Source organism: Comamonas sp. (assembly GCF_009360615.1).
Lineage (GTDB): Bacteria > Pseudomonadota > Gammaproteobacteria > Burkholderiales > Burkholderiaceae_C > Comamonas.
The window spans coordinates 22,805-46,083 of sequence record NZ_SPEY01000065.1; the positions used below are offsets into that span (position 1 = coordinate 22,805).

20 protein-coding genes are annotated in these 23,279 nt (G+C 63.5%); 7 read left to right on the top strand and 13 right to left on the bottom strand.

Going from position 1 to position 23,279, the window contains the following annotated elements; translation table 11 throughout:
* Nucleotides 1–102: 102 nt before the first annotated feature.
* Together E2583_RS17255 and E2583_RS17260 are read left to right on the top strand one after the other, a co-directional pair.
* Nucleotides 103–1,350, top strand: a complete 1,248-nt coding sequence (locus E2583_RS17255; RefSeq protein WP_291597443.1) for a phenylacetate--CoA ligase family protein — start codon at nt 103–105, stop codon at nt 1,348–1,350.
* Between the two features lie 274 nt (nt 1,351–1,624).
* Entirely contained in the window at nt 1,625–2,614 is a 990-nt protein-coding gene (locus tag E2583_RS17260; RefSeq protein WP_291597444.1) for a tripartite tricarboxylate transporter substrate-binding protein, read from the top strand.
* A gap of 75 nt (nt 2,615–2,689) precedes the next feature.
* Here the strand turns inward: E2583_RS17260 and E2583_RS17265 are convergent, their stop codons facing one another.
* From E2583_RS17265 to E2583_RS17275, 3 genes are all read right to left on the bottom strand, one after another.
* Nucleotides 2,690–3,010 (bottom strand): DUF1840 domain-containing protein, encoded by a 321-nt coding sequence (locus tag E2583_RS17265; protein ID WP_291597445.1) that lies wholly within the window; start codon nt 3,008–3,010, stop codon nt 2,690–2,692.
* Between the two features lie 12 nt (nt 3,011–3,022).
* Nucleotides 3,023–4,294, bottom strand: coding sequence for a cyclopropane-fatty-acyl-phospholipid synthase family protein (locus E2583_RS17270; protein ID WP_291597446.1), 1,272 nt, complete (start codon nt 4,292–4,294; stop codon nt 3,023–3,025).
* 74 nt (nt 4,295–4,368) lie between these two features.
* Nucleotides 4,369–4,986: a hypothetical protein gene (locus E2583_RS17275; protein ID WP_291597447.1), complete on the bottom strand. Its 618-nt coding sequence runs from the start codon at nt 4,984–4,986 to the stop codon at nt 4,369–4,371.
* A gap of 42 nt (nt 4,987–5,028) precedes the next feature.
* On the opposite strand from E2583_RS17275, the gene E2583_RS17280 reads away from it, so the two are divergent.
* Together E2583_RS17280 and E2583_RS17285 are read left to right on the top strand one after the other, a co-directional pair.
* The gene (locus tag E2583_RS17280) at nt 5,029–6,210 is read left to right on the top strand and encodes an aminopeptidase (RefSeq protein ID WP_291597448.1); all 1,182 of its coding nucleotides are present in this window, start codon (nt 5,029–5,031) and stop codon (nt 6,208–6,210) included.
* A 116-nt stretch (nt 6,211–6,326) separates the two neighbouring features.
* Complete coding sequence (locus tag E2583_RS17285; protein ID WP_291597449.1) at nt 6,327–8,012, top strand: phosphoethanolamine transferase; 1,686 nt, start codon at nt 6,327–6,329, stop codon at nt 8,010–8,012.
* An 87-nt stretch (nt 8,013–8,099) separates the two neighbouring features.
* On the opposite strand, the gene E2583_RS17290 is transcribed toward E2583_RS17285, so the two are convergent.
* From E2583_RS17290 to E2583_RS17310, 5 genes are read right to left on the bottom strand one after another with little or no spacing between them, the layout of a single operon-like run.
* On the bottom strand, nt 8,100–8,870 hold the full coding sequence (locus E2583_RS17290) for an ABC transporter permease (protein WP_291597450.1): 771 nt from the start codon (nt 8,868–8,870) through the stop codon (nt 8,100–8,102).
* Nucleotides 8,871–8,878: 8 nt separating this feature from the next.
* Entirely contained in the window at nt 8,879–9,727 is an 849-nt protein-coding gene (locus E2583_RS17295) for an ABC transporter ATP-binding protein (protein ID WP_003050765.1), read from the bottom strand.
* Nucleotides 9,728–9,784: 57 nt separating this feature from the next.
* The gene (locus tag E2583_RS17300; protein ID WP_291597451.1) at nt 9,785–10,813 is read right to left on the bottom strand and encodes an ABC transporter substrate-binding protein; all 1,029 of its coding nucleotides are present in this window, start codon (nt 10,811–10,813) and stop codon (nt 9,785–9,787) included.
* Nucleotides 10,814–10,866: 53 nt separating this feature from the next.
* The gene (locus E2583_RS17305) at nt 10,867–11,367 is read right to left on the bottom strand and encodes a nucleoside deaminase (RefSeq protein ID WP_291597452.1); all 501 of its coding nucleotides are present in this window, start codon (nt 11,365–11,367) and stop codon (nt 10,867–10,869) included.
* A gap of 13 nt (nt 11,368–11,380) precedes the next feature.
* Complete coding sequence (locus tag E2583_RS17310) at nt 11,381–12,397, bottom strand: ABC transporter substrate-binding protein (protein ID WP_291597453.1); 1,017 nt, start codon at nt 12,395–12,397, stop codon at nt 11,381–11,383.
* 474 nt (nt 12,398–12,871) lie between these two features.
* On the opposite strand from E2583_RS17310, the gene E2583_RS17315 reads away from it, so the two are divergent.
* The gene (locus E2583_RS17315) at nt 12,872–13,870 is read left to right on the top strand and encodes a 2OG-Fe(II) oxygenase family protein (RefSeq protein ID WP_291597454.1); all 999 of its coding nucleotides are present in this window, start codon (nt 12,872–12,874) and stop codon (nt 13,868–13,870) included.
* A 116-nt stretch (nt 13,871–13,986) separates the two neighbouring features.
* Here the strand turns inward: E2583_RS17315 and E2583_RS17320 are convergent, their stop codons facing one another.
* From E2583_RS17320 to E2583_RS17330, 3 genes are all read right to left on the bottom strand, one after another.
* Nucleotides 13,987–14,241, bottom strand: coding sequence for an acyl-CoA-binding protein (locus tag E2583_RS17320; RefSeq protein WP_291597455.1), 255 nt, complete (start codon nt 14,239–14,241; stop codon nt 13,987–13,989).
* Between the two features lie 331 nt (nt 14,242–14,572).
* On the bottom strand, nt 14,573–15,784 hold the full coding sequence (locus E2583_RS17325) for a M20 aminoacylase family protein (protein WP_291597456.1): 1,212 nt from the start codon (nt 15,782–15,784) through the stop codon (nt 14,573–14,575).
* Nucleotides 15,785–15,867: 83 nt separating this feature from the next.
* Nucleotides 15,868–17,028: an ABC transporter substrate-binding protein gene (locus E2583_RS17330; RefSeq protein ID WP_291597457.1), complete on the bottom strand. Its 1,161-nt coding sequence runs from the start codon at nt 17,026–17,028 to the stop codon at nt 15,868–15,870.
* Nucleotides 17,029–17,187: 159 nt separating this feature from the next.
* Here E2583_RS17330 and E2583_RS17335 point away from each other — a divergent pair, with 159 nt between their 5' ends.
* On the top strand, nt 17,188–19,251 hold the full coding sequence (locus E2583_RS17335; protein ID WP_291597458.1) for a molybdopterin oxidoreductase family protein: 2,064 nt from the start codon (nt 17,188–17,190) through the stop codon (nt 19,249–19,251).
* Between the two features lie 144 nt (nt 19,252–19,395).
* Nucleotides 19,396–21,006, top strand: a complete 1,611-nt coding sequence (locus tag E2583_RS17340) for a sensor domain-containing diguanylate cyclase (RefSeq protein WP_291597459.1) — start codon at nt 19,396–19,398, stop codon at nt 21,004–21,006.
* 268 nt (nt 21,007–21,274) lie between these two features.
* Here the strand turns inward: E2583_RS17340 and E2583_RS17345 are convergent, their stop codons facing one another.
* Both E2583_RS17345 and E2583_RS17350 read right to left on the bottom strand, forming a co-directional pair.
* A complete protein-coding gene (locus E2583_RS17345) occupies nt 21,275–22,879 on the bottom strand; it encodes an MFS transporter (protein WP_291597460.1) in 1,605 nt (534 codons plus the stop codon).
* A complete protein-coding gene (locus tag E2583_RS17350) occupies nt 22,869–23,279 on the bottom strand; it encodes a DoxX family protein (protein ID WP_291597461.1) in 411 nt (136 codons plus the stop codon). Before E2583_RS17350 ends, E2583_RS17345 begins: the two co-directional genes overlap by 11 nt.

The window sequence follows — 23,279 nt, forward strand, 5'->3', positions numbered from 1 at the left end:
GGCGGCGCTTGCTCGCTGTCTCTCGCTGGGTGCAGGTCAGTTCTCAGAGCTAACGCCCATTGTTTTCCGTTTTGTTTGCAGATTTTCCCTACAGGATTTGCCATGAGTGACTTCTACGACTCCCTGGAAATACGCAGCCCTGATGAGCGCGAAGCGGCACTGATGGCGGCATTGCCCGCGCAGATCGCCCATGCCCAGCAGCGCTCGGCTGCGTTTGCCGAGATCCTCAAGGGCGTGGATGCGACAAGCATCACGAACCGCAGCGCACTGGCCCAGCTCCCCGTCACCCGCAAGAGCGAACTGCTGGAACGCCAGGCTGCGCAGCGACCGCGCCAGATCTTCGGAGGCTTCAACGCCATTGGCCTGGGCCATGACATGCCCAGGCTTTTCGCCAGCCCAGGCCCCATCTACGAACCTGAAAGCCGTCGCACCGATTACTGGCGCATGGCCCGCTCCATGTACGCTGCCGGATTCCGGTCTGGCGAGCTGGTGCACAACTGCTTCAGCTATCACTTCGTGCCTGCGGGCTCGATGATGGAGACCGGAGCCCAGGCCCTGGGCTGCACGGTGTTTGCAGGCGGGACGGGCCAGACCGAGCAGCAGGTGCAGGCCATGGCCGATCTGCGGCCAGCCGCCTATGTGGGCACGCCCAGCTTCCTCAAGATCATTGTGGAAAAGGCCCAGGAGATGGGGGTGAAGCTGCCCAGCCTGACCAAGGCCATGGTCAGCGGCGAGGCCTTCCCTCCCTCGCTCAGCCAATGGATGCGCGAACACGGCATTGACGCCTACCAGAGCTACGGCACCGCCGATCTGGGACTGATTGCCTATGAAACCAGCGCCCGCGAAGGCCTGGTGCTGGACGAAGGCGTGATCGTGGAGATCGTGCGCCCCGGCACCGGCGACCCCGTGGCCGAAGGCGAGGTGGGCGAGCTGGTCGTCACCACGCTCAACCCCGACTATCCCCTGATCCGCTTCGGTACGGGCGACCTCTCGGCCTATCTGCCGGGGACCTGTCCCACGGGCCGCACCAATGCCCGCATCAAGGGCTGGATGGGCCGCGCCGACCAGACCACCAAGGTACGCGGCATGTTCGTGCATGCCAAACAGGTGGCAGAAGTGGTCAAGCGCTTTCCGCAGATCGTCAAGGCCAGACTGGTGGTGACGGGCGAGATGGCCAACGACCAGATGCAGCTGCTCGTGGAGACCACGGAAACCTCGCCGGGCTTTGCCTTGCAGGTGATCGATGCCATGCGTGAGGTCACCAAGCTGCGCGGCGAAGTACAGATGGTGGCCCCCGGCAGCCTGCCCAATGACGGCAAGGTGATCGAGGACGCGCGCTCCTACCGATGAATCTCTGCAGAGCGGCTGACAGTCTGCTCTGCGGGCCGGCAGGACTTTTGTGCAACGCACGCGGCTCGCTGCGAACGCCATGGCGGATGTCGCCAATTAGCCACATGTCATCCGCTTGCTTTAGCGCAAATGCAATGTGATCGCCTGCTCCATCAAGGGATAACACTTAGGAAATAACAAAAACCCCACAGATTAGCGCTCCCTAGAATCCGGCTTTACGTCACGACAAGTCAACCGTCCTGGTCTGCTTGCACATTATTTTTAGGGAGACACTGTGAAAACTATTTTCAAGATCGCCACCATCGCTCTGGCCGCCACCGCCGCCATCAGCAGCCATGCCGACAGCTACCCTGCCGCTGGCAAGACGATCACGATCATCGTGCCTTTCACGGCAGGCGGCCCCACCGACAAGGTGGCACGCGACCTCGCTGAATCCATGCGCAAACAGCTGAACAACGCCACCATCGTCATCGACAACGCCGACGGTGCCGGCAGCACGATTGGCACGGCCAAGGCCGCACGGGCACGCAACGACGGCTACACGCTGCTGCTGACGCATATCGGCATGTCCACCATCCCGACGCTGTACCGCAAGCTGTCCTTCAACGTGCTCAACGACTTCGAGTACGCCGGCATCATCAACGATGTGCCCATGACACTGATCGGCCGCCCCACCCTGCCTGCCAAGAACTTCGCCGAAGTCAAGGACTGGGTCAGCAAGAACCAGGGCAAGGTGAATCTGGCCAACGCCGGCGTGGGCTCCGCCTCGCACCTGTGCGGCCTGATGTTCCAGGCCTCGCTGCAGCAGGATATGACGCCTGTGCCCTACAAGGGTGCGGCTCCTGCGATTGCCGACCTGATGGGCAACCAGGTGGACCTGCTGTGCGACCAGACCACCAACACCACTTCGCAGATTGCCGCCAAGAAGGTTCAGGCCTATGCCGTGACCACGGCCAAGCCGCTGACCACGCCTGCACTCAAGGACCTGCCCACGCTGCAGTCCCTGGGCCTGAAGGACTTCAACGTGACCATCTGGCACGGTCTGTACGCCCCCAAGGGCACGCCTGCCGATGTGGTGCAGAAGATCAACGATGCCATGAAGGCGTCGCTCAAGGACCCCGAGTTCATCAAGCGCCAGGAAGCCCTGGGTGCCGTGATTGCCACGGATGACCGCACCAACCCTGCCGGCCACAAGAAGTTTGTGGAATCCGAAATCGCCAAGTGGGGCAAGGTTATCAAGGCCGCCGGCATCTACGCCGACTGACAGGGCGCGAGCCAAAACAGAAAAGCCTGCATCTGCAGGCTTTTTTTCTGGGCAGCCGCATGGCGGCGGCTGGACTTACCAGGTCACTTCCTTGCCATCGGCCGCGCTGCGCCTGAGCATGTCGACAAAAGGCACGATGCGCTGGCCCAGAGCCACGCTGTCCTGGCTCGCGGCCGCCGAATCGTCTTCCTGCGCGTCGTCTTCCGGCTGCTTGCGCCTGGCTGCCTCCTCGGCGGCAGCCGCCTCCAGCGCGGCAATGGCCGCCGGAATCTGCTCTACGGTGATGATGCCATGCATCTCGTCTGGCGACTTGCCGATGATTTCCAGCAGCTTGCGGCCATTGGCGTCCAGCATGATGAGGTCTGCCGTGGCACGCGATTTGAATTTGTAGGGCATGGAGCGGTTCCTTCAACGGTAGATGTATTCCCGATTGAAAGGATAGCCGCTCTGCGCGCCCGCCATCGCGCCGCTGTGCAGATCTCCATCGGGTTTGCAGCAAAGCATCTGATGCAGCGCAATCCAGCCATGTTCGAAGCCCATGGCCGAGCCGGCCAGATAGAGGCGATAGGCGCGCAGCGCCTTGGCGGCTTTTTCTGCGTCATACTGCGCCTGCAAGATGGCCTGGGCCTCACCCAGCCGGCTCTCCAGCGTGTCCGACCAGGACCAGAGCGTGCGCGCATAGTGCGGGCGCAAGTTTTCGGTATCCACCATCTCCAGTCCGCTGGCCGCCAGATCATGCAGCACGCGGCTGACATGCATGAGCTCGCCACCGGGAAAGATGTAGCGGTTGATGAACTCGCCCATGCCGGCGCCCAGCTCCACATTGCTGACTCCGCCCGCCGTGATGCCGTGGATCAGCGCCAGACCACCGGGCCTGAGCATGGAATGGATGGTTTCGAAATATTCCGGCAGGTTGGCGCTGCCCACGTGCTCGAACATGCCGACCGAACCGATCTTGTCGAACGGCTCCACATCCCCCATTTGCCGGTAGTCGCGCAGCTCGACCCGGACCTTGCCCTGCAGACCCTTCTCGGCAATCAGGCGCTGCACATGATCGAACTGGTTGCGCGACAGCGTGATGCCATGGGCCTGGACTCCGTAATGTTCGGCCGCCCAGAAGATCAGCCCGCCCCAGCCGGATCCGATGTCCCAGAAGCGCTCGCCAGGCTGGAGCCTGAGCTTTTTGCAGATGTGATCGAGCTTGGCCTCCTGCGCCTGGGCCAGGCTCATGCTCTGCTCCTTGTAGTAGGCACAGGAATAGACACGGCGCGGATCCAGCCACAGCGCGTAGAAGTCGTCGGAGAGATCGTAATGAAACTGGATCTGCTCGGCATCGCGCGTCAGCGTGTGCATGGCCAGTGATCTGGCCTTGGAAACCGTCTGCCCCAGCCAGGAGGGCGCATGGCTGACCGGATCGCCGCGCAGCAGCCCGGCGGCGGCTGCCATGATGTCGCGGGAGCTGCCCTTGACCTCCACCCACCCCTCGACGATGGCCGAACCGATCGATCCGATCTGGCCGTCCAGCAATGCCGCCAGGGCCTTGGGGGAGCGAAAAACGAGTTGAACCGCACTGTGTTCAGACCCGATGCGCTCGCCCGATGGTAGTTCTACCGATGCCGTCACAGGAAGTCTTGCTAGCAACGGCTCCAGTGTGCTCAACAGGTTTTTCATGAAAACCATTGTTCACATCGACCATGGCAGGGTCAAGACGGCAAACATCTCCGAACCGGGACCGGTCCGGGTCAGACGAGGCCTCAGCTGCGGGCCTTCACCAACTTTTCATAGGCTTTGAGGGTGCCTGGGGCGATGGACTGCAGCACTTGCTCATAGGCCGTCTTGTGGCGCGCCAGCAAACGCATGGACGCAACGGTACGGCTGCGGCAGAACCAGTGACAAGTGTGTTGCATCAGCATCAGTTCGGCCGTCATGGTGAAGGCACGGCGCTTGCGCTCCTCCTCGTCGACCGCGTCGCCGACACGGGCTGCTGCAAGCGCCTGGGCGTGCAGCTTCATGGCCTCGCGCACATCCAGGCTGGCCGAAGGAAGAACGCGGGTCGCATAGGGCAGCGCCAGCGGCAGGGTGCTGGCACGTGTCTGCTCGGCTGGCAAGGTGGCAAATTCTTGTGCAAAACGCTGGAACTGGCTCACCAGGCTGCTCTCGGTATTGGCCAGCACGGGCCAGATCTGCTCACGCCGCTGGGCATCCTTCTCGCCGATGACGCGCAGATACCCTTCCATCAGATTGGCCATGAGCTTCTCGATCTGAAAGCGTGCCAGGTGCTGGGCCAGAAGCTGGGTGTGCTGGCGTTGCTCCTGCTTCTTGAGCACGTAGAGCACGGTGGTGACAATGATGGCGAGCGTTAGAAAATCCATGAAGCGAAACCAGACAGGCGGACAAGCGCAATGAGAAAAAGGATGAGTGTAGTCAGCCTGAGGGCTCTGCTGGGAATTGGCGCCGCAATGGCCGGCCTCACGGGCTGCAGCAGTGCCGGCTATTACTGGCAGGGTTTCAAGGGCCAGATGCAGATTCTTCAGGCCGCGCGGCCCGTCGATGACTGGCTGCGCGAGGACAGCACCCCTGCGGAGCTGCGACAGCGCCTGCAGACGGCGCAGCGCATGCGCCGCTTTGCCAGCCAGGAGCTCGCCCTTCCCGACAACGCCAGCTACACCCGCTATGCCCAGCTGCAGCGCCCATATGCCGTCTGGAACGTGGTGGCAGCCCCGGTCTACAGCCTGGAGATGCACCAGTGGTGCTTCCCCATCACCGGCTGCATTGCCTACCGGGGCTATTTCAGCCAGGAAGATGCACGGGCAGAGGCGCTCAGGCTTCAGGTCCGAGGGCTGGAGACCAGCGTCTATGGCGTTCCGGCCTACTCCACGCTGGGCTATCTGAACTGGCTGGGCGGCGACCCCCTGCTCAGCACCTTCGCCTCCTGGCAGGAAGGCGACTTTGCCGGTCTGCTGTTCCACGAATTGGCCCACCAGCTGCTGTATGTGAAGAACGACACGGCCTTCAACGAGTCCTTTGCCACCACGGTGGAGCGCATGGCCACGCCTTTATGGCTGCACGGCCACGCCAGCCCCGCCACGCAGCAACGCTGGCAGCAGGGCCTGCAGCGGCGAGAGCGCTGGCAGCAGCTCACACGCGAGACCCGCCGGCGCCTGCAACAAATCTACGAGACTGACGGTACCCGGCCCGTTGATGCAAAATCGCTGCCCGCGCTCAAAGACAAGGTATTGGAAGAATTCCGCAGCACCTATGCACAGCTCAGGGCGCAATGGATCGCCGCAGACGCGCCCCTGCTCACCAGCCCGGCCTTGCGCGAGCAGTATGACCGCCGCCTCGCCCAGACCGACGAGTGGGTGGCGCAGGCCAATAACGCCAGCTTCGGCGCCCTGGCTGCCTACGATGACTGGGTCCCTGCCATGACCAGCTGGTGGCTGAAGCTGCGCGGCGATGGCCCGGCCACGCAGGAAACCTGGCACCGCTTCTATGCGCAGATGCGCGATCTGTCGAAACTGCCTCCTGAGGAACGCAAGCTGCGGCTATGCGCCCAATGGGGAGAAGCGGCAAAAACAGCGTCGCAGTGTCAATAATTTCCTCCGATAGACAGAAAATCATTTTTTAACAGGGTTAACCATGTAGGAAGCTTCAGCGCTTTTTAAGAAAGTCCCGCCAGACTTGTCCGACACCCATTTTTTTGCCCTCTGCCGTGGCTATCCAAGACTCCGTTTCCGCCCCCGTTCACAAGGGGCTTTTTCAACCTCGCTCCCCTCAGTTCATTGCTCTGGCACTGGCCCTATGGCTGACGCTGACGGCCAACTGGGCCCTGTGGCTGCGCCTGCCCTCACTGGATGGCTACCACGGCAGCCTGGCCGTTCTTGCACTGCGGGTCGCACCGCTGGTGCTGGGTGCCAGCCTGTTGCTGACCTCCCTGTTCGCCTGGCCGCGCTTTACCAAGCCGTTCTGGATCGCGCTGCTGCTCGTGGCGGCCAGCTCCCAGTACTTCATGGTCAGCTACGGCACCGTGATGGACAAGGGCATGATCCACAACATCCTCCAGACCGACGCACGCGAAAGCTCCGACCTGTTCAACATCAAGCTGCTGCTCGAAGTGCTGGTCATCGCCATCCTGCCAGCCATCTGGCTGTGGAAAACCCCGCTCAAGCGCGCCCGAAGCATCTGGCGCAACCTGCTGCGCACCGCCTTGTTGCTGCTGGGGGGCATTGCACTGATCGCCGCCTCGCTGGCGGTCTCTTATCGAGACCTGGCGCCGGTGGTGCGCAACAATCTCTGGCTGCGCTACATGATCAATCCGATCAATCCCGTGCTGTCCGCGGCCTCGGTGGCTCTGGACCCTATCCTCAACAAACCCAAGCCTTTTGTCAGCATCACGAGCGGTGCAGCCCTGGGGGCCAGCTACGCTGCCGCCAAGAAGCCACCGCTGCTGGTGCTGGTCGTCGGCGAGACGGCGCGCGCCAGGAACTTCAGCCTCAACGGCTATGAACGCGATACCAACCCCGAGCTGGCCAAGCGCGACGTGCTGAGCTGGCGCAACGCGCGCTCCTGCGGCACCAGCACCCGCGAGTCGGTGCCCTGCATGTTCTCCAACCTGGGCCGAGAAGGCTTCTACGCCTCCAAGGTCGAGCATGACAATCTTCTCGACGTCCTGCAGGCTGCCGGACTCGCCGTGCTTTGGATCGACAACCAGGCCGGCTGCAAAGGCGTGTGCAAGCGCATTCCCATGGCAGATACCGCCGACAGCGTGAATACGCCTGCCGGCAAGGCCTTGTGCGCCCAGGATGGCGAATGCCTGGATGCCCTGCTGCTCGAGGGTCTGGACGAGCGCATCGCCAAGCTGGACCCCGCACGCCGCGCCAAGGGTCTGGTTCTGGTCATGCACCAGATGGGCAGTCATGGCCCCGAATACTTCAAGCGCTCCACTCCGGACCTCAAGGCCTTCAAACCCGAATGCGCCACCAATGCCCTGTCCAGCTGCCCACAGCAAAACGTGGTCAATGTCTACGACAACTCCATTCGCTATACCGACCATTTCCTGGCCCAGACCATCGACTGGCTCAAGACCCAGCAGAGCCAGTTTGAAACCGGCATGTTCTACATGTCCGACCACGGCGAGTCGCTGGGCGAACTCGGTGTCTATCTGCATGGCATGCCCTATGCCATGGCCCCCGATGATCAGAAACATGTGCCCATGATTGCCTGGCTGGGAACGCTGGGTGCTCGTACCGGCCTGAATCAGAACTGCCTGAGCAAGACACTGGATCAGCCCCTCTCGCATGACAACCTGTTCCATACGGTCATGGGCCTGATGGACGTCACCTCGCCGACCTACAAACAGCCGCTGGATGCATTTGCCAGCTGCCGCAAGGCCAGCTAGGTATTGACTGCGCAGCACAAAAAAGGCCTGCCGGATGGACAATCCGGCAGGCCTTTTTCCTTTTCAACCGCGATCAGCGTCAGCGCATCACTCGCCCTGAGAGCCGCGGCGTGCCCAGCCCGTGGTGTGCTTTTCCAGCAGATTGAACAGCTCGTACATCACCATGGCCATGGCCCCCACCACGATCAGCCCCGCAAAGGCCAGGCCCATCTGCATGGAAGAGCCGGCGGAGACCAGCAGGTAGCCGATACCCTCGTTGGCTGCCGTCATTTCGCTGACCGTGGTGCCCACGAAGGCCAGCGTGATCGCGACCTTGAGCGATCCGTAGAAATACGGCAGGGAACGCGGCAGGCCGACCTTGATCAGCACGTCCCAGCGCTTGGCTCCCAGCACGCGCAGCACATCTTCCAGTTCGGGCTCCAGCGTGGCCAGACCCGTGGCGATATTGACCATGATGGGGAAGAAGCTGATCAGAAAGGCCGTGAGAATGGCCGGGCCTGCACCGATGCCGAACCAGACCACCAGAATCGGCACGAACGCGGCCTTGGGCAGGGCGTTGAAAGCCGTCATCAGCGGATAGAACGCCGCATAGGCCAGGCGCGAGGAGCCGATCAGAAACCCCAGCAGCACGCCCACCACGATCGCCAGCGCAAAGCCCGCCATCGTCACCCAGTAGGTGCGCCACGCATGCAGGGCAATCGTGCCCGCAAACTCATAGAGCTGATGACCGATGGCCCAGGGGCTGGGGAAGATGAATTCCGAGACGCCGAAGCCCGAACAGATGATCTGCCATAGCAGGACGATCAGCAGCAACAGCAGCCAGGGAGCCCAGCGCTCGGCAGTTTTTTGATGTTTCATGGTGCGCCTTATTGAGGAATGGCTGCAGCGGTATCGGTGCCGCTTTTGCGCAGGGCTCCGATATGGCCGCGCAGCTCGTAGACGATGTCCGAGAACTCGGGGGTGTAGGTGACCTCCAGATCGCGCGGGCGCGGCAGGTCGATGTCGCGGCGCACCACGAAGCGGCCCGGGCTTTTGCTCATCACATAGACGGTATCGGCCAGGAACACGCTCTCGCGCAGATCATGCGTGACCAGGATCACATTGAACTTCTGCTCGGCCTGCAGGTCGCGCAAAATGCACCACAGCTCTTCACGCGTGAAGGCGTCGAGCGCGCCAAAAGGCTCGTCGAGCAGCAGCATCTGCGGCTCGTGAATCAGGGCGCGGCAGATGCTGGCGCGCTGCTGCATGCCGCCTGACAGCTGCCAGGGGTATTTGCGTTCATAGCCCGCGAGTCCGACCTTGCCCAGCAGCTCGATGGCACGCGCCTCGTATTCCTTGCGCTTTTGCTTGAATTGCGAGCGGTGCGGCTCCACGATCTCCAGCGGCAGCAGCACATTGTCCAACGTGGTGCGCCAGGGCAGCAGCGACGAGGACTGGAATGCCATGCCCGAGATCTTGAGCGGCCCCGTCACGCGCTGGCCATCGACCGTGATGCGCCCCATGGACGGCATCTTCAGGCCCGTGGTGAGCTTCATGAAAGTGGACTTGCCGCAGCCCGAAGGGCCGACGATGGCGATGAACTCGCCGCGCTGCACCGTGAGGTCGATGGCCTCCACCGCAAAGTGGTTGGCCTGCAGCAGCTCTTCGTTATAAGCCAGCCAGACGTCCTTGAATTCGACAAAGGGCCGGGCAGCTTCTGTATCTGATGACTTCATAAAAACAGGCTGTAGCGCCTGTCACACAAGCGCATCCAGCAATCAATCAATGGGCAATTACTTTTTGGGAAAAACGTCGAGTTCCGCGACGGGCGGCAGGAAACGGCCGTTCCAGAGCGTCTCGGGGTTCACGCGTGTCTTGGTCGCATAGACGTCAGAGATCTGGGAAGCCATCAGCGCCATGCGTGTCGGGCTGACCTGGCCAAAGCCTTCGCCGCGTGCATCGGCGGTGTTGATCACGGTGTCGATCGCCAGTTGCAGACGCCGGGTTTCCAGAGCGGTGTTGACGATGCCGTCGCGCTCCTTCACATAGGCGATGGCGGCTGCGGGGTTAGCCATGACTTCCTTGGCCCCTTTACTGAAGGCCTTGAGGAAGGCACGCACGGCTTCGGGGTTCTCGCGCACCAGCTTGGCGCTGGCGATGATGGCGTTGCCATAGAGCTTGACGCCGTTGTCGGCAAACGGCATGACCACCACATCGGCCGCCTTCACGCCGCGTGCCTCCAGGTTCAGCAGCGACGTAAAGGTAAAGCCCGTGATGGCGTCGATATCGCCGCGCACCAGCATGGTCTCGCGCAGCGGTGGATCCATGGTGGTCCATTGCACATCGCCCACCTTGTTGGCCTTGGCAAACAACGGAAAGCCGCGCCGGCCGGCATCAAACACCGGGGCCCCCAGCTTTTTGCCCGTCAGATCGGCGGGCTTGGCAATGGCACTCTTCTTGAGCGCCATGACCGAAGCCGGGGTATTGTTGTAGACCATCATCACGGCGACGGGTTTGTCCTTGACTTCCGGGTTGTTGGCATGAAACTCCATGAGCGCTGCCAGATCGGCAAACCCCATGTCGTAGGAGCCCGATGCCACGCGCTGAATCGCGCCACCGGAGCCGCTGCCGGCGTCCACCGTCACATTCAGACCCGCAGCCTGAAAATAGCCCTTGGCAACTGGCTGCAGGAACAGCGCCGCAGGTCCTTCGAAACGCCAGTCGAGCTGGAATTTGATGGGCGTGGCGGCAAAGGCGGCCGTGGCGCTGGCAAAGCTGCCCAGGGCCAGAACGGATTGCAGGAACAGGCGCTTGGTTTGCATGGTGGCTTCCCTCTCTCTATGTCAATGAATTGCGGTTGAATGCGTGCGGGTGCTCAGACCTTCCAGGCGCCCTGGTGCGAACTGCTGGCCTCTTCGATCAAGGCTGGCCCGATGCATTCGATGGCGTGCGAAGCGGCCTGAAACACATCGCGGCAGGACAGCTCGGCATCCTTCTGATCGAGCCGCTCGCCACGGAACACGCGCAGCCGCTCGGCATCGATGCCATAGACCACCCGGCCGATGGCGGACCAGAAGATCGCACCGGCGCACATCACGCAGGGCTCGGCCGATGAGTACAGCGTGGCGAGGGCCAGCTCATCGCGTGAATGCAGAGGGCTGGCCAGGCGGATGGCCGACAGCTCGGCATGGGCCGTGCAATCGCCGCTCTCGCCGTTGGCATTGCTGGCCTGCGCCAGCACGCGACCGTCGGCTGCCACGATCAGCGCGCCAAACGGACGGTTTCCACGCTCGCGCGCCTTATCCGCGAGCGCAATGGCCTGACGCAGATAACGGCCGTCGGTGTCACTCAAAGGCTGGGCTTGAGGCAATGACATGGTTGATTCCTCCTCAGGCCTTGGGCATGCGAGCCGACCTGGCGGGCAGCATGCTGCTGTTGAACAGGGCATCGGCCGATGGCGTGGTCTTGAGCGCAAAGGTCTGCACCACGCTGTCCAGTTGCTGTTCCATCACGCGCTTGCTGAAATCGCCCAGCCCATGGCTTTTCGTGTCTGCCGCTGCCACATACTGTGCGGTGATGGACCAGCGCTCCAGCTCCAGCTTCTCGTCGAGAATCGGCTCGCGCTGGCGCACGGCGGCAATGCCTGCGGCCGGGTTGCCCAGGCATTCCACGATCGCACGGTTGGTGGCGCGCAGGAAGGCGGCCACGACCTGCGGTTTCTCGGCGATCAGCTGGCTGGACGCCAGGATCGCGTTGCCATACAGGTGAACGCCTGCGTCGCTGTAGCGCAGGATGGAAAGCTCCTCGGGCTTGAGACGCGCAAACAGCGATACCGCCGAGTCATGGAAATAGGTGGCGGCATCCACATCGCCACGCACCATGACGTTGTCGCGTGCCGAAAACTCCGTCGTCGACCAGGCAAACAGATCGGCAGGCAGATTCCTGCGCCGCGCCACCATCGGCCAGGCTCGGCGCGTGGACTCCACCGCCGCCGCGGCCACCTTCTTGCCCTGGAGGCTTGCGAAGTCCGAAGTGATGCCCCGGTCCTTGCGCCCGATGATCACAAAGGGTGCGCGGTTGTAGTACTGATAGACAGCCTGAACACGAGGCGTGCCGGCGTTCTGTGCGTTGAACTCGATCAGCGAGCTGATATCGCCCAGGCCCAGCTGGTAGGCACCGCTGGCAATGCGGGTGATGGAAGCCACCGAACCCGACCCCACGTCCAGGCTCACATCCAGCCCCTCATCGCGGTAATAGCCGTTTTGCTGCGCCAGAAAGAAGGGCGCCGTCTGACCATTGACGCGGAAGTCCAGCGTGAATTTCAGCGGAGTCAGCGACTTGCCCTGGGCATGAACCCAGGGCGCAGTGCAAAGAGGCAGGGCGGCAAGAAAATGACGACGTTGCATGGAGGAACTCTCAGGTCTCTGGCGACAGGAATGCCGGCGGCGGCAGCCACTGGCAGGACTTGAGCAATTTCCTGGCACTGCACACGGATGCAGGCTGAACGCTTCTACTCGTTCAACCTTCTAGCAATTGGCGTGCCTGCTTTTGATTTCCGCTTGCCGGGTATCAACAAGGTGCACGCCCGAGCAGCGCATGCATGGATTCATGCACGGCAGTGCACCAGTTTGAAGCCATGCACCAAAACCAAGAGCGCCTGTGCCCCGGTGAATGGCTGGCACGCTGTTTGCTGCACTCAAATCAAGAGTAGAAGCGTTCAGCACGGTGCTTCTGACCATCGCCGGTCAGCAGCTTCGCGGGTCATTGCTCTTGAAGTGGGTGCGGCACACAGCCGCACCTGGTATCCACACTTCAGGTGCCCGCAACCGCAAGCCTCACTGGCATCGCCTGTGCCTGAAGTCATCGCAAGAGAAATTCGTATGCAGAGCATGACCAACCACTCTTACAGCCTTGGCGAACTGGACAAGGAAGCCCGCATGGGCGGGCAAGGCGCAGAAACCTCGGCGCGCGAAGTGCGCGTCATAGACATCAGCGACTTCGAGCAGCGCAAGCAGGAGATTTCCGAGCAGATCTGGAGCGCTTCGGTAGAAATCGGCTTCTTCCAGGTTTCCGGCCACGGCATAGCCCAGCCCGATATCGACGCCGCATTCGGCAGGGCCGAACAGCTATTTGCACTGCCGCCCGAAACCAAGGCGCAATGGCCGCTGTCGCGCAACGCGGGCTGGGAGCACAAGGCGCAGATTCGGCCCTCCACGCGCACTCCCGACCAGAAAGAGTCCTATCAGGTCACACGCCCACGCATGCAGGGCCTGTGGCCCAGCGAGCAGGAGCTGCCCGGCTTCCAGCAGGCCACGCTGGCCTTTGAGCACCAATGCTGGCAGGTGGGCATGCAGCTGCTGTCCTGCTTTGCCTACAAGCTGGGCTTTGACGAGGAATTCTTCACCCGTGCACACGACCCCGCCGTTCCCACCTACCAGAGCACGCTGCGCATGCTGCATTACTTTGCCGTGGACCCGGCGCTCAAGGACGAGATCGGCCTGTGGCGGGCCGGCGCACATACGGACTTCGACTGTCTGACGCTGCTGTTCCAGCGCGCCGGCCAGGGGGGACTGCAGGTGCTGCCCGGCAAGGAGGCCGATGCCCAGCAATGGACCCCCGTGAAGCCCGTGGATGGCGTCATCACCTGCAATATCGGCGACATGCTGATGCGCTGGAGCGACGACCAGTTGCCCAGCAACTTCCACCGCGTGCGCAACCCCCTGCCCCATGAGTATCAGGGAGCCCGCTACAGCCTGGCCTTTTTCTGCCAGGCCAATGAAGATGCGGTGATTGAAGGGCCGGCCAAAAAATATCCGCCCATCACCGGGGCGGACTACTTGCGACAGCGCATCAGCGCCAACTTCTCGAACAGGTATTGACCCCCTGGGCAGCTGCACCTGTCTTCAACACCCCGGGCTCGGGCCTGGAATCTTGTGGGCGGAAACGGCAAGGCCCCGGAACCCGGGGCCTTGCCGGCGATCAGAGGCGGGGCGTATCAGCGCAGCGACTCGATGAGATCGATGTACTGCTGCTTGGCCTCGTCCGGCGTCGTGCCCTCCAGCTTGGACCAGGCATCCCACTTGGCGCGGGCCACCATGTCCGTGAAGCTGGGCTTCTTGGCTTCGTTGTCACCTTCGGTCGCCTGCTTGTACAGGGCATAAATCCTGAGCAAGGTGGCGTTGTCGGGGCGCTCGCCGAGCGACGTGGAATTCTTGACGGTCTCTTCAAACCGGGCGTTCAGATCGGACATGAAAGGTCTCCTGGGCTTTGATCATCGAAGCCAGTGTAGCCAAAAATCCGATAAATTAGAACGACCGTTCTTTTTATTTGCAGAGTACTGCCTCGGCGGAAGACTGTCGGCCCTGCGAGACCGGCTCGCGGTTCGATGCCTCTCCTCGTGCTCGCCTTGCAGCTGCGGCAGGATGACCGGACCGCGGACGGCCAGAGGCGTCATGCCCATGACAGCGGGATGGCGATGGACGCCGATCGAGCGAGAGCACGACCACCTGACGGCCCGCCCGAGGCCTGCGTGCAGGGAGTCTTCCCCCGGACCGCTTCACCTCGGCGCGGGCTGGCGTGCGTCAGCCGCGCGCAGGCTGGGCCAGCCAGCGCTGGGCCAGCCTGACCCAGAAGGTCGCGCCCAGCGGAATCAACGCATCGTTGAAGTCGTAGCTGGGGTTGTGCAAGGTACAGGGACCGCCGCCATGCCCCAGGGCGCGGTGATCACCGTCGCCGTTAGCGATAAAGCAGTAGGCTCCGGGCTTTTCCTGCAGCATGAAAGCGAAGTCCTCGGCCCCCATGGAGGGCTCTTGCGGCACCACACCGGCATCGCCCAGAATCTCGCGCATCACCGCCTGGGCAAATTCTGCCTCGGGGGCCGTGTTGATGGTGGGAGGATAGTTGCGCACAAATTCGAACGTGCATTGCGTGCCATGGGCTGCACAGACGGCTTCGCTGATCTGCTGCATGCGCTGCTCGATGAGGTCCAGCACCTCCAGCGTGAAGGTGCGGACCGTGCCCTGCAGTTCCACGCTGTCCGGCACGACGTTGGTAGCCTCGCCCGCATGGACCATGGTGACCGACACCACGCCTGCCTCGATGGGCTTGACGTTACGGCTGACGATGGTCTGGAAGGCCATGATGAGCTGGGCCGCCACGGGCACCGGGTCCACCACCATGTGCGGCATGGCCGCGTGACCGCCCTTGCCCCGCACCACGATCTTGAATTCGTTGCTGGAGGCCATGGCCGGCCCTGCCCCCACGGCCATGGTGCCGGCCTTCATGCCAGGCCAGTTGTGCATGCCGAACACGGCCTGCATGGGGAACTGCTCGAACAGTCCGTCGCTCACCATCTCTCGCGCACCCCCACCCCCCTCCTCGGCGGGCTGGAAGATGGTGTAGACCGTTCCGTCAAAGCTGTCCCGATGCGCGGCCAGATATTGCGCTGCCGCCAGCAGCATGGCCGTGTGGCCGTCATGGCCGCAGGCATGCATCTTGCCCGCATGTCGGCTGGCATGATCGAAAGTGTTGAACTCCTGCATGGGCAGGGCGTCCATGTCGGCGCGAAGGCCGATGGCCCGGCCGCAGCTGCCGCCGTCACGGCCATGGATGATGCCCACCACACCGGTCCTGTCCAGACCGCGATGGATCGCTATGCCCCATTGCTCCAGCTTCGCCGCGACGAGATCCGAGGTTCGTATCTCCTCGAAACACAGCTCGGGGTGGGCGTGGATATCGCGACGCAGCGCGGCAATGTCAGGGGCGCTCGCTTCAAGTTCGGGCAGCAGGGCCATGCGCTCTCTCCTTGGGGTCATCAATGGCAAAGACGCCATGATGGCCCAAAGCGAGACAGCGTGCCCCGGGACTCCTCAAAGCCTCACACACGGACCTTGCCATCGCCCGTGAGCATGGACAGCTCGACAAAACGCGGCTTGCCGGGCTGTGGACGGAAGGCGATGGGGAAGCCCGCCACCTGCTGGCCATTCATGGCCTCCAGTGCCGCCACCAGGCCTTCGCGCTGCAGCCGGCCTGCGCCAGCCGCAGATTTCAGCGCCTCGCCCACAACGCGGGCGGCCAGGTATCCCTCCATGCTCGAGTAATCGGGCTGCAGCGAAGCACCGCTTTTATGCAGGGCCGCCTGGAACTCGCGAGCCAGGGGATGCGAGGTCTTGAACGGCGATGGCACGACCTGGGTCACCACCACGCCCTCGGCCTCCTTGCCCAGGGCCTGCGCCAGAGCCGAAGTGCCCACGAAAGAGACGTTGTAGAACTGCCCGCCATAGCCTGCCTGGCGGGCGGCTCGCACAAAGGCCGCACTGGCCGCATAGGTGCAGACCTGCACGATCACATCGGCACCCAGCGGCACCAGGGTCTTGACGGCCTGGGCCACGTCCCGCGAGTTGCGCTCCACCGTGGCGGTGCCCACCGCCTTGAGGCCATGGCTTTGAAGCGCCTGTGTCACCCCTTCGAGACCCGACTGGCCATAGGCATCGTTCTGGTGAAAAACCGCGATCTTCTGCAGCCCCAGCGAAACCAGCTGCCTGACCATGAGAGCGGTTTCATCGGCATACGAGGCCCGCAGATTGAAGACCACCTGGGCGAGCCTGGGTTCGCGCAGACCGGCCGCCCCTGTCAACGGGGCAATCAGCGGCAGCCTGGCTTTCTGCAGCAAAGGCAGCGCCGCCATGCTGGTAGGCGTCCCCAGATAGCCGAACAGGGCCGTCACATCGTCGGCAATGAATTTCTGGGTATTGGCCACGCAACGTTCGGGTTCGTAACCGTCGTCCATCGTGCGCAACTCCACCAGACGACGGCCGATCCCCCCCTGGGCGTTGAGCTGATCGAAGTACAGCTTGGCGCCCTGGGCGAACTGTATGCCCAGCTGTGCCGAGGGGCCGCTCAGCGCACAGGATTGCCCGAGCACGATGGACCCGCCCGCATCCTGGGCATAACTGGCACCGGTCAGGCCCCCGACGGTCATGGCCGCTGCTGCGGTCATGAACTGACGACGATTCCACTCCACTCGCTTGTCTTGCATTGCTCTCGCTCTTTCTCTACGGCTACACATCGCTACGGGCCGGATCGGCCCGCCCCGGCGTCTCGCATCTCTGGCTTTTTGACAGGGATGCGCGCCGCATAATAGGCTTACAAACCGGTCATCAGCCGCAAACCGGTCCAGATTTTTCGAGTCCACGACATGCCTCATATCGTTCACGTACGCGGCGCCTGCCCGCATGACTGCCCCGACACCTGTGCCCTGGTCACCACGGTGGTCGACGGCACGGCCACCAAGGTCCAGGGCAATGCAGAACATGGACACACCGGCGGCGTTCTCTGCGCCAAGGTCAGCAAGTACACGGAGCGCACCTACCACGCCGGTCGGGTTCTGCAGCCGCTCAGACGCAGCGGCCCCAAGGGCAGCGGCCAGTTCACCCCGGTGAGCTGGGACGAAGCCCTGAGCGATATTGCCCAGCGCCTGCACGACATTGCCCGGCGTGCGCCCGAAGCCATACTGCCCTACAGCTATGCCGGCACCATGGGTATGGTGCAGGGCGAAAGCATGGACCGGCGCTTTTTCCACCAGTTGGGCGCCAGCCTGCTGGATCGCACCATCTGCGCCAGTGCCGGCAGCGAAGCCCTGACCGCCACCTATGGCGGCAAGCTGGGCATGCGCGTGGAGTTCTTTGCCGAAAGCCAGCTGATCCTGATCTGGGGAAGCAACAGCATTGCCAGCAATCTGCACTTCTGGCGCTATGCGCAGGAAGCCAAGCGCCAGGGTGCCAAGCTCATCTGCATCAACCCGCGCAAGAGCGAGACCGCAGACAAATGCCATGAACACCTGCAATTGCTGCCCGGCACCGATGCGGCATTGGCATTGGCACTGATGCACGAGCTGATCGTGCATGACTGGCTGGATCATGACTATCTTGCCAAGCACACCTTGGGCTGGGAGGCGCTCAAGACCAGGGCCTTGCAGTGGCCGCCCGAGCGCGCGGCCCGTGTCTGTGGCCTGGGCGTGGAGCAGATCCGGTCCCTGGCTCGCGATTACGGCACGACCAGGCCAGCGGCGATTCGCCTCAACTACGGCATGCAGCGCGCACGCGGCGGCGGCAATGCCGTGCGTGCCGTGGCCTGCTTGCCGGCCCTGGTGGGCGCCTGGCGTCACCGCGCGGGAGGACTGCTGCTGTCCGCCTCCGGGGTCTCCCCGTTCAACCGTTCGGCGCTCCAGTTGCCGCAGTTGCTGGGTGAACGCCGGCCACGCACGCTGAACATGAGCCAGATCGGCGATGTGCTGCTGCATGAGGGCGATGCCATCTTCGGCTCCAGGGTGGAAGCCCTGGTGGTCTACAACAGCAACCCCGTGGCAGTGGCGCCCGAGTCGGCCAAGGTGGCTGCGGGCTTTGCGCGCGAAGACCTGTTCACCGTGGTGCTCGAGCATTTCATGACCGACACCGCAGACCATGCCGACTACGTACTTCCCGCCACCACGCAACTGGAGCACTGGGACATTCACGGCAGTTACGGCCACACCGATGTGCTGCTGAATCACCCCGCGATTGCGCCCCTGGGACAGGCGCGCAGCAATGGGCAGATCTTCCGCGACTTGGCCCGGCATATGGCCGGGCTGGACCCTGCGTTTTCCGCAGCCTGTTTCTCGGAGTCCGATGAAGCCCTGTGCCGTGCAGCAGTCGCACATACCGCGATTGATTTCGACGATCTCCTGCGACAGGGCTTTGCCCATATTCCGCTGCCCGATGCACCGTTTGCCGAGGGAGGCTTTGCCACGCCTTCGGGCCGATGCGAATTCGACAACCCCGCCCTGGCGCGGCTGGGCATCGACACCCTGCCCGACTATCTGCCCAATTACGAACCACCCACGAGCGCATTCCCGCTGGCCATGATTTCGCCGCCGGCACGCAACTTCCTCAATAGCAGCTTTGCCAATGTGGCCAGCCTGGCCCGCATGGAAGAGCGCCCGCTGCTGGAGATGCATCCCGATGACGCTGCCGCGCGCGGTATTGCCGACGGCGACCGCTTGCGGGTCTTCAACCGGCGCGGCGAGTATGTCTGCCACGCCGCCATCAACGGCCGTGCCCGCGCAGGCGTGGTGGTGGGTCTGGGCATCTGGTGGCGCAAGCAGGGGGCCAATGGCACGAATGTGAACGAATTGACGCATCAGCAGCTCACCGATATCGGCCGGGCGCCCTGTTTCTACGACTGCGCGGTAGAGGTGGAAAAGTTCGAAGTGTTGTCAGCCTGACACGGCCGCATGGTGGTTGACCATGTGCAGGGCTGCGGCGCAAGGAACCATAATGCAGGCATTCATTGAATTTGCGGCCGGGGTCTGAGCCTGTCAGAGCACACGGGTTCAGCGCAGAGCCGCCCTGCTCTCGCGACATCATCTGTGAAGAAATCTCTCCCCTGGCGGCACCGCCTCGCACCGGCCCGGCTCGACCTGCGCCGCCTGATCCTGGCCCTGACCATCTGCAGTGCGCTGATCCCGTTTCTCAACACCTTCTACGCCGGCTATCTGGTGCAGCGCCAGCAGCTGATCGACAACACGCTCGAGGGTCATCACGCCTACGCGACCAAGCTGGCCAAGAGCACGGATGATTTTCTGCAATCCGCACTGCAACAACTGGAATACAGCGCCCGTCTGATGGCGACGCGCATGGCAGATGTGGACTATCTGGCCCAGGAGGCCTCGCGTCTGCGCCTGCAGACCAAGAGCTTCAACTCCGTCACCATCATCGACCCCACGGGCTATGTGCTGGCGACATCGCCCGAGACCCTGCAGATCAAGGGCAAGACGCTGCAAAGCACCGGAGTGGCCCAGACCCTGAGCACCCGCGGTCCGGTCATCAGCCAGCCCTACATGTCCACGGCCGGCAACTACATCGTCTTCGTCTCCCAGCCCATTCTGGGTCCACAGGGGGAATTCCTGGGGGCGGTGGGCGGCAGCATCTACCTCAAGGAAGACAATATCCTCGACACCCTGCTGGGCTCGCACTACTACCAGGACGGCACCTATGTCTATGTGGTGGACAGGAACAAACACATCATCTATCACCCCGACAACCACCGCGTCGGTGACCAGGTGATCAACAACGATGTCATCAACGCAGTCATCCGGGGCGAATCGGGCACGGCGCCGGTCGTCAACAGCAAGGGGGTGGAGATGCTGGCCGGCTATGCCGTCATTCCGGCCTCGGGCTGGGGTATCGTGGCCCAGCGTCCACAGTCGGCCACGCTGGCCCCGCTCAATAAACTGATGCGCTCCGTGCTCTACAAGACCCTGCCCATCGCCCTGCTGATGCTGGTGATCATCTGGTGGAGCGCGCGCCGCATCGCCAGCCCCCTGCGCCAGCTGGCCAACGGCGCGCACGATATGGACAAACCCGAAACCGCGCAGAACATCCAGGCCGTCAAGTCCTGGTACTTCGAGTCCTACGAGCTCAAGAAAGCCATGCTCAAGGGCCTGAACCTGCTTCAACGCAACATCACCAAGCTGCGTGAGGACGTGAACACCGATCCGCTGACCGGCCTGGGAAACCGCCGCCATCTGGAAGCCGCCATCAATTCCTTCCAGGCGCAGGCGCTGCCCTTCTCGGTGATTGCCATCGACATCGATCACTTCAAGCGCATCAACGACGGATTCGGCCACGACACGGGCGACGAGGTACTCCGGCAGCTCGCGCGCACCATCCGCGAGGTCTCCCGTATCGATGACGTGCCCTGCCGCGTGGGTGGCGAGGAGTTTCTGCTGCTGCTGCCCGGAACCGCACCGGAGGATGCCACCCATGCCGCCGAACGCCTGCGCCAGCTGGTCGAGAAGATGGAGATGCCGCCCGTGGGCCACATCACCATTTCGCTGGGCGTGGCCCACTGGCCCGACAACTCCCCCGAGATCAAGACCGTCTTCCAGCAGGCCGATGCCATGCTCTACGCAGCCAAGCGTGCTGGACGCAATCGCATCATGGTCAGCCAGGCCAGCGTGCCTCCCGGCGAACTCTGAGGCCGGGCATCTGCCAGGGCTGCTGCCGCAGGGTCCTGAGCAAAGACACCAGGGGCGCACTTCGTCGCCGCGCCAGCCGCCAGCGCCAGGCAGGCGGCTGCGGCCCGGTCACGGTCACGGTCGCCATGAACGGCATGCCGACATTGCCTGCAGCTGTCCGATGAGCAGATTGCAGGCATCGTGAAGCGGGTACGCTGCAGCCTCGACAGCCAGTGCCTGTCAGCGATCAAGGCCGATTCCCGCGCCACTCTGTGTGCGGGTAGGCCTCTCACCGAGCGGCACTGCGCGCCTCAAGTGCCAGGAAGTGGTGGACCACGGGCTTGTCCGGCCCCTGGTGATAGCGCGCCGCGGCGGCCTGCAGGTCGGCGTCGGCCCTGGACACACGGCCATGCTGGCGCAGATGCTCGGCCCATGACTCGACCAGAAACCACTCGATCACCCGCCCCGGCTCGCCGGTGTGCTCGGCCACGCCCCAAGCATAGGCACCGTCACGACGGCGCTCCCGGGCCACGTGCTGCATGGCCTGCAGGAAGGCAGGCAGGTCGCTCTGCTGAACGCGGTACTCGACCTGGATCATCACCGGCCCGCGATCATGGGCCACGGGTTCGGCCAGCAGAGGCTCGGGCCAGTGGTTGGACGGCTGCAGATCGGCTTCGCCGCCCGGCAGCTTGACACGGTGGAAGACCAGAGACACCAGCACCAGGCCCACGGCGCCGCTCAGCAGCGTGACCGGCAGACCCAGCTGGCCAGCGATCAGCCCCCAGCCCAGGCTGCCCAGGGCCATGGCACCGTTGAACACCATCAGGTAGATGGCAAGACCGCGGCCGCGCACCCAATTGGGCAGCACCGCCTGGGCCACGCCGTTGAGCGTGGTCAGCGCAACAATCCATCCCAGGCCCAGCACCAGCATCAGTGCCACGGCAGCCCACCGGGGAGGAGCCAGGGTCAGCACGCCCATGACCAAGGCCGTAACCACGGACGCCAGCAACACCAGCCCGTCGGTATCCAGGTGCTTGCGCAGCCTGGGCAGCAGCACGGCCCCCAGGATGGCACCGGCCCCCACGGCACCCAGCATCACTCCGTAGAAGCCGGCCGTGCCGCCCAGCATGCGGCGCGCCACCAGGGGCAGCAGGGCCCAGACCGAACTGGCAAACAGGAAAAAGACTGCCGCACGCAGCAGCACCACGTGCAGTTCCCGGCTGGCACGGGCGTAGCGCACGCCGGCCCGGAAGGCGCCGAAGAACTGCTCGTTGAGGGCCGATGCCTCCGGCCTGGGTCGTCTCCACCAGATGAGGGCGGCGATCACGAACAGATAGCTCAGGACATCGAGACCGTAGGCGGCTGCGGCGCCGAAACTGGCCAGCAGCAGGCCGCCGGCGGCCGGGCCGATGGCCCGGGCGATGTTGATGCCCAGGGAGTTCAGGGCCACGGCACTCTTGAGTTCGCTGCGCGGCACCAGCTCGGGCACGATGGACTGCCAGGTCGGCCCCATGAGGGCGGCACCGATGCCGCCGACAAAGGTCAGGGCCACCAGGTACTCCACCGTGAGGGCATGGGTCTGGGCCAGCACCAGCAGCGTGCCACTCACGGCCCCCAGCAGCACCTGCACGCCGATGAGGAAACGGCGGCGGTCCAGGATGTCGGACAGCACACCGGCCGGGATGGCCAGCAGAAAAACCGGCAGCGTGGCCGCCGTCTGGATCAGGGCCACGGCCGTGGGGCTGGAGGAGAGTTCTGTCACCATCCAGGCGCTGGCCACATCGCGCATGAAGCTGCCGATATTGCCCAGCACCGTGGCGCCCCACAGCACGGCAAAGACGGGGATGGCCAGGGGCGCGAAGCTGCCCGAGGCGACTTTGGGGTTATCCGGCATGGAAGCCTCCGAGATCGTGCCAGGCGACGAGCAACATGCCGCCGACCAGGCCCCAGTGTTCAAAAAATGCATTGGCAGCACGTTGGCGCCCGGCCTGCGGCGCTGCCCAGAAGCGGTCGGCCAGCAAGGCCGCCAGCACGGTGAATCCGGCCAGGGCCAGAGCACCCAGCCAGCGGTACCAGCCCGTGAGGATCAAGGCCGATGCCCCCACCTGCAGCACCAGGGTGGCAGCGGCGATGGGGACTGCAGGGGTCAGGCCCAGGGCCTTCACCTCGGCGACAGCCCCGCGGAAATCCCGGGCCTTGTGCCAGCCCCCTTGCAGATAGGCCGCGCACAGGCACACAAGGGCCAGCGACTGCACCCAGGGGGCGGTGGCCGCAGCGCGAAGCGCCTCGCCCAT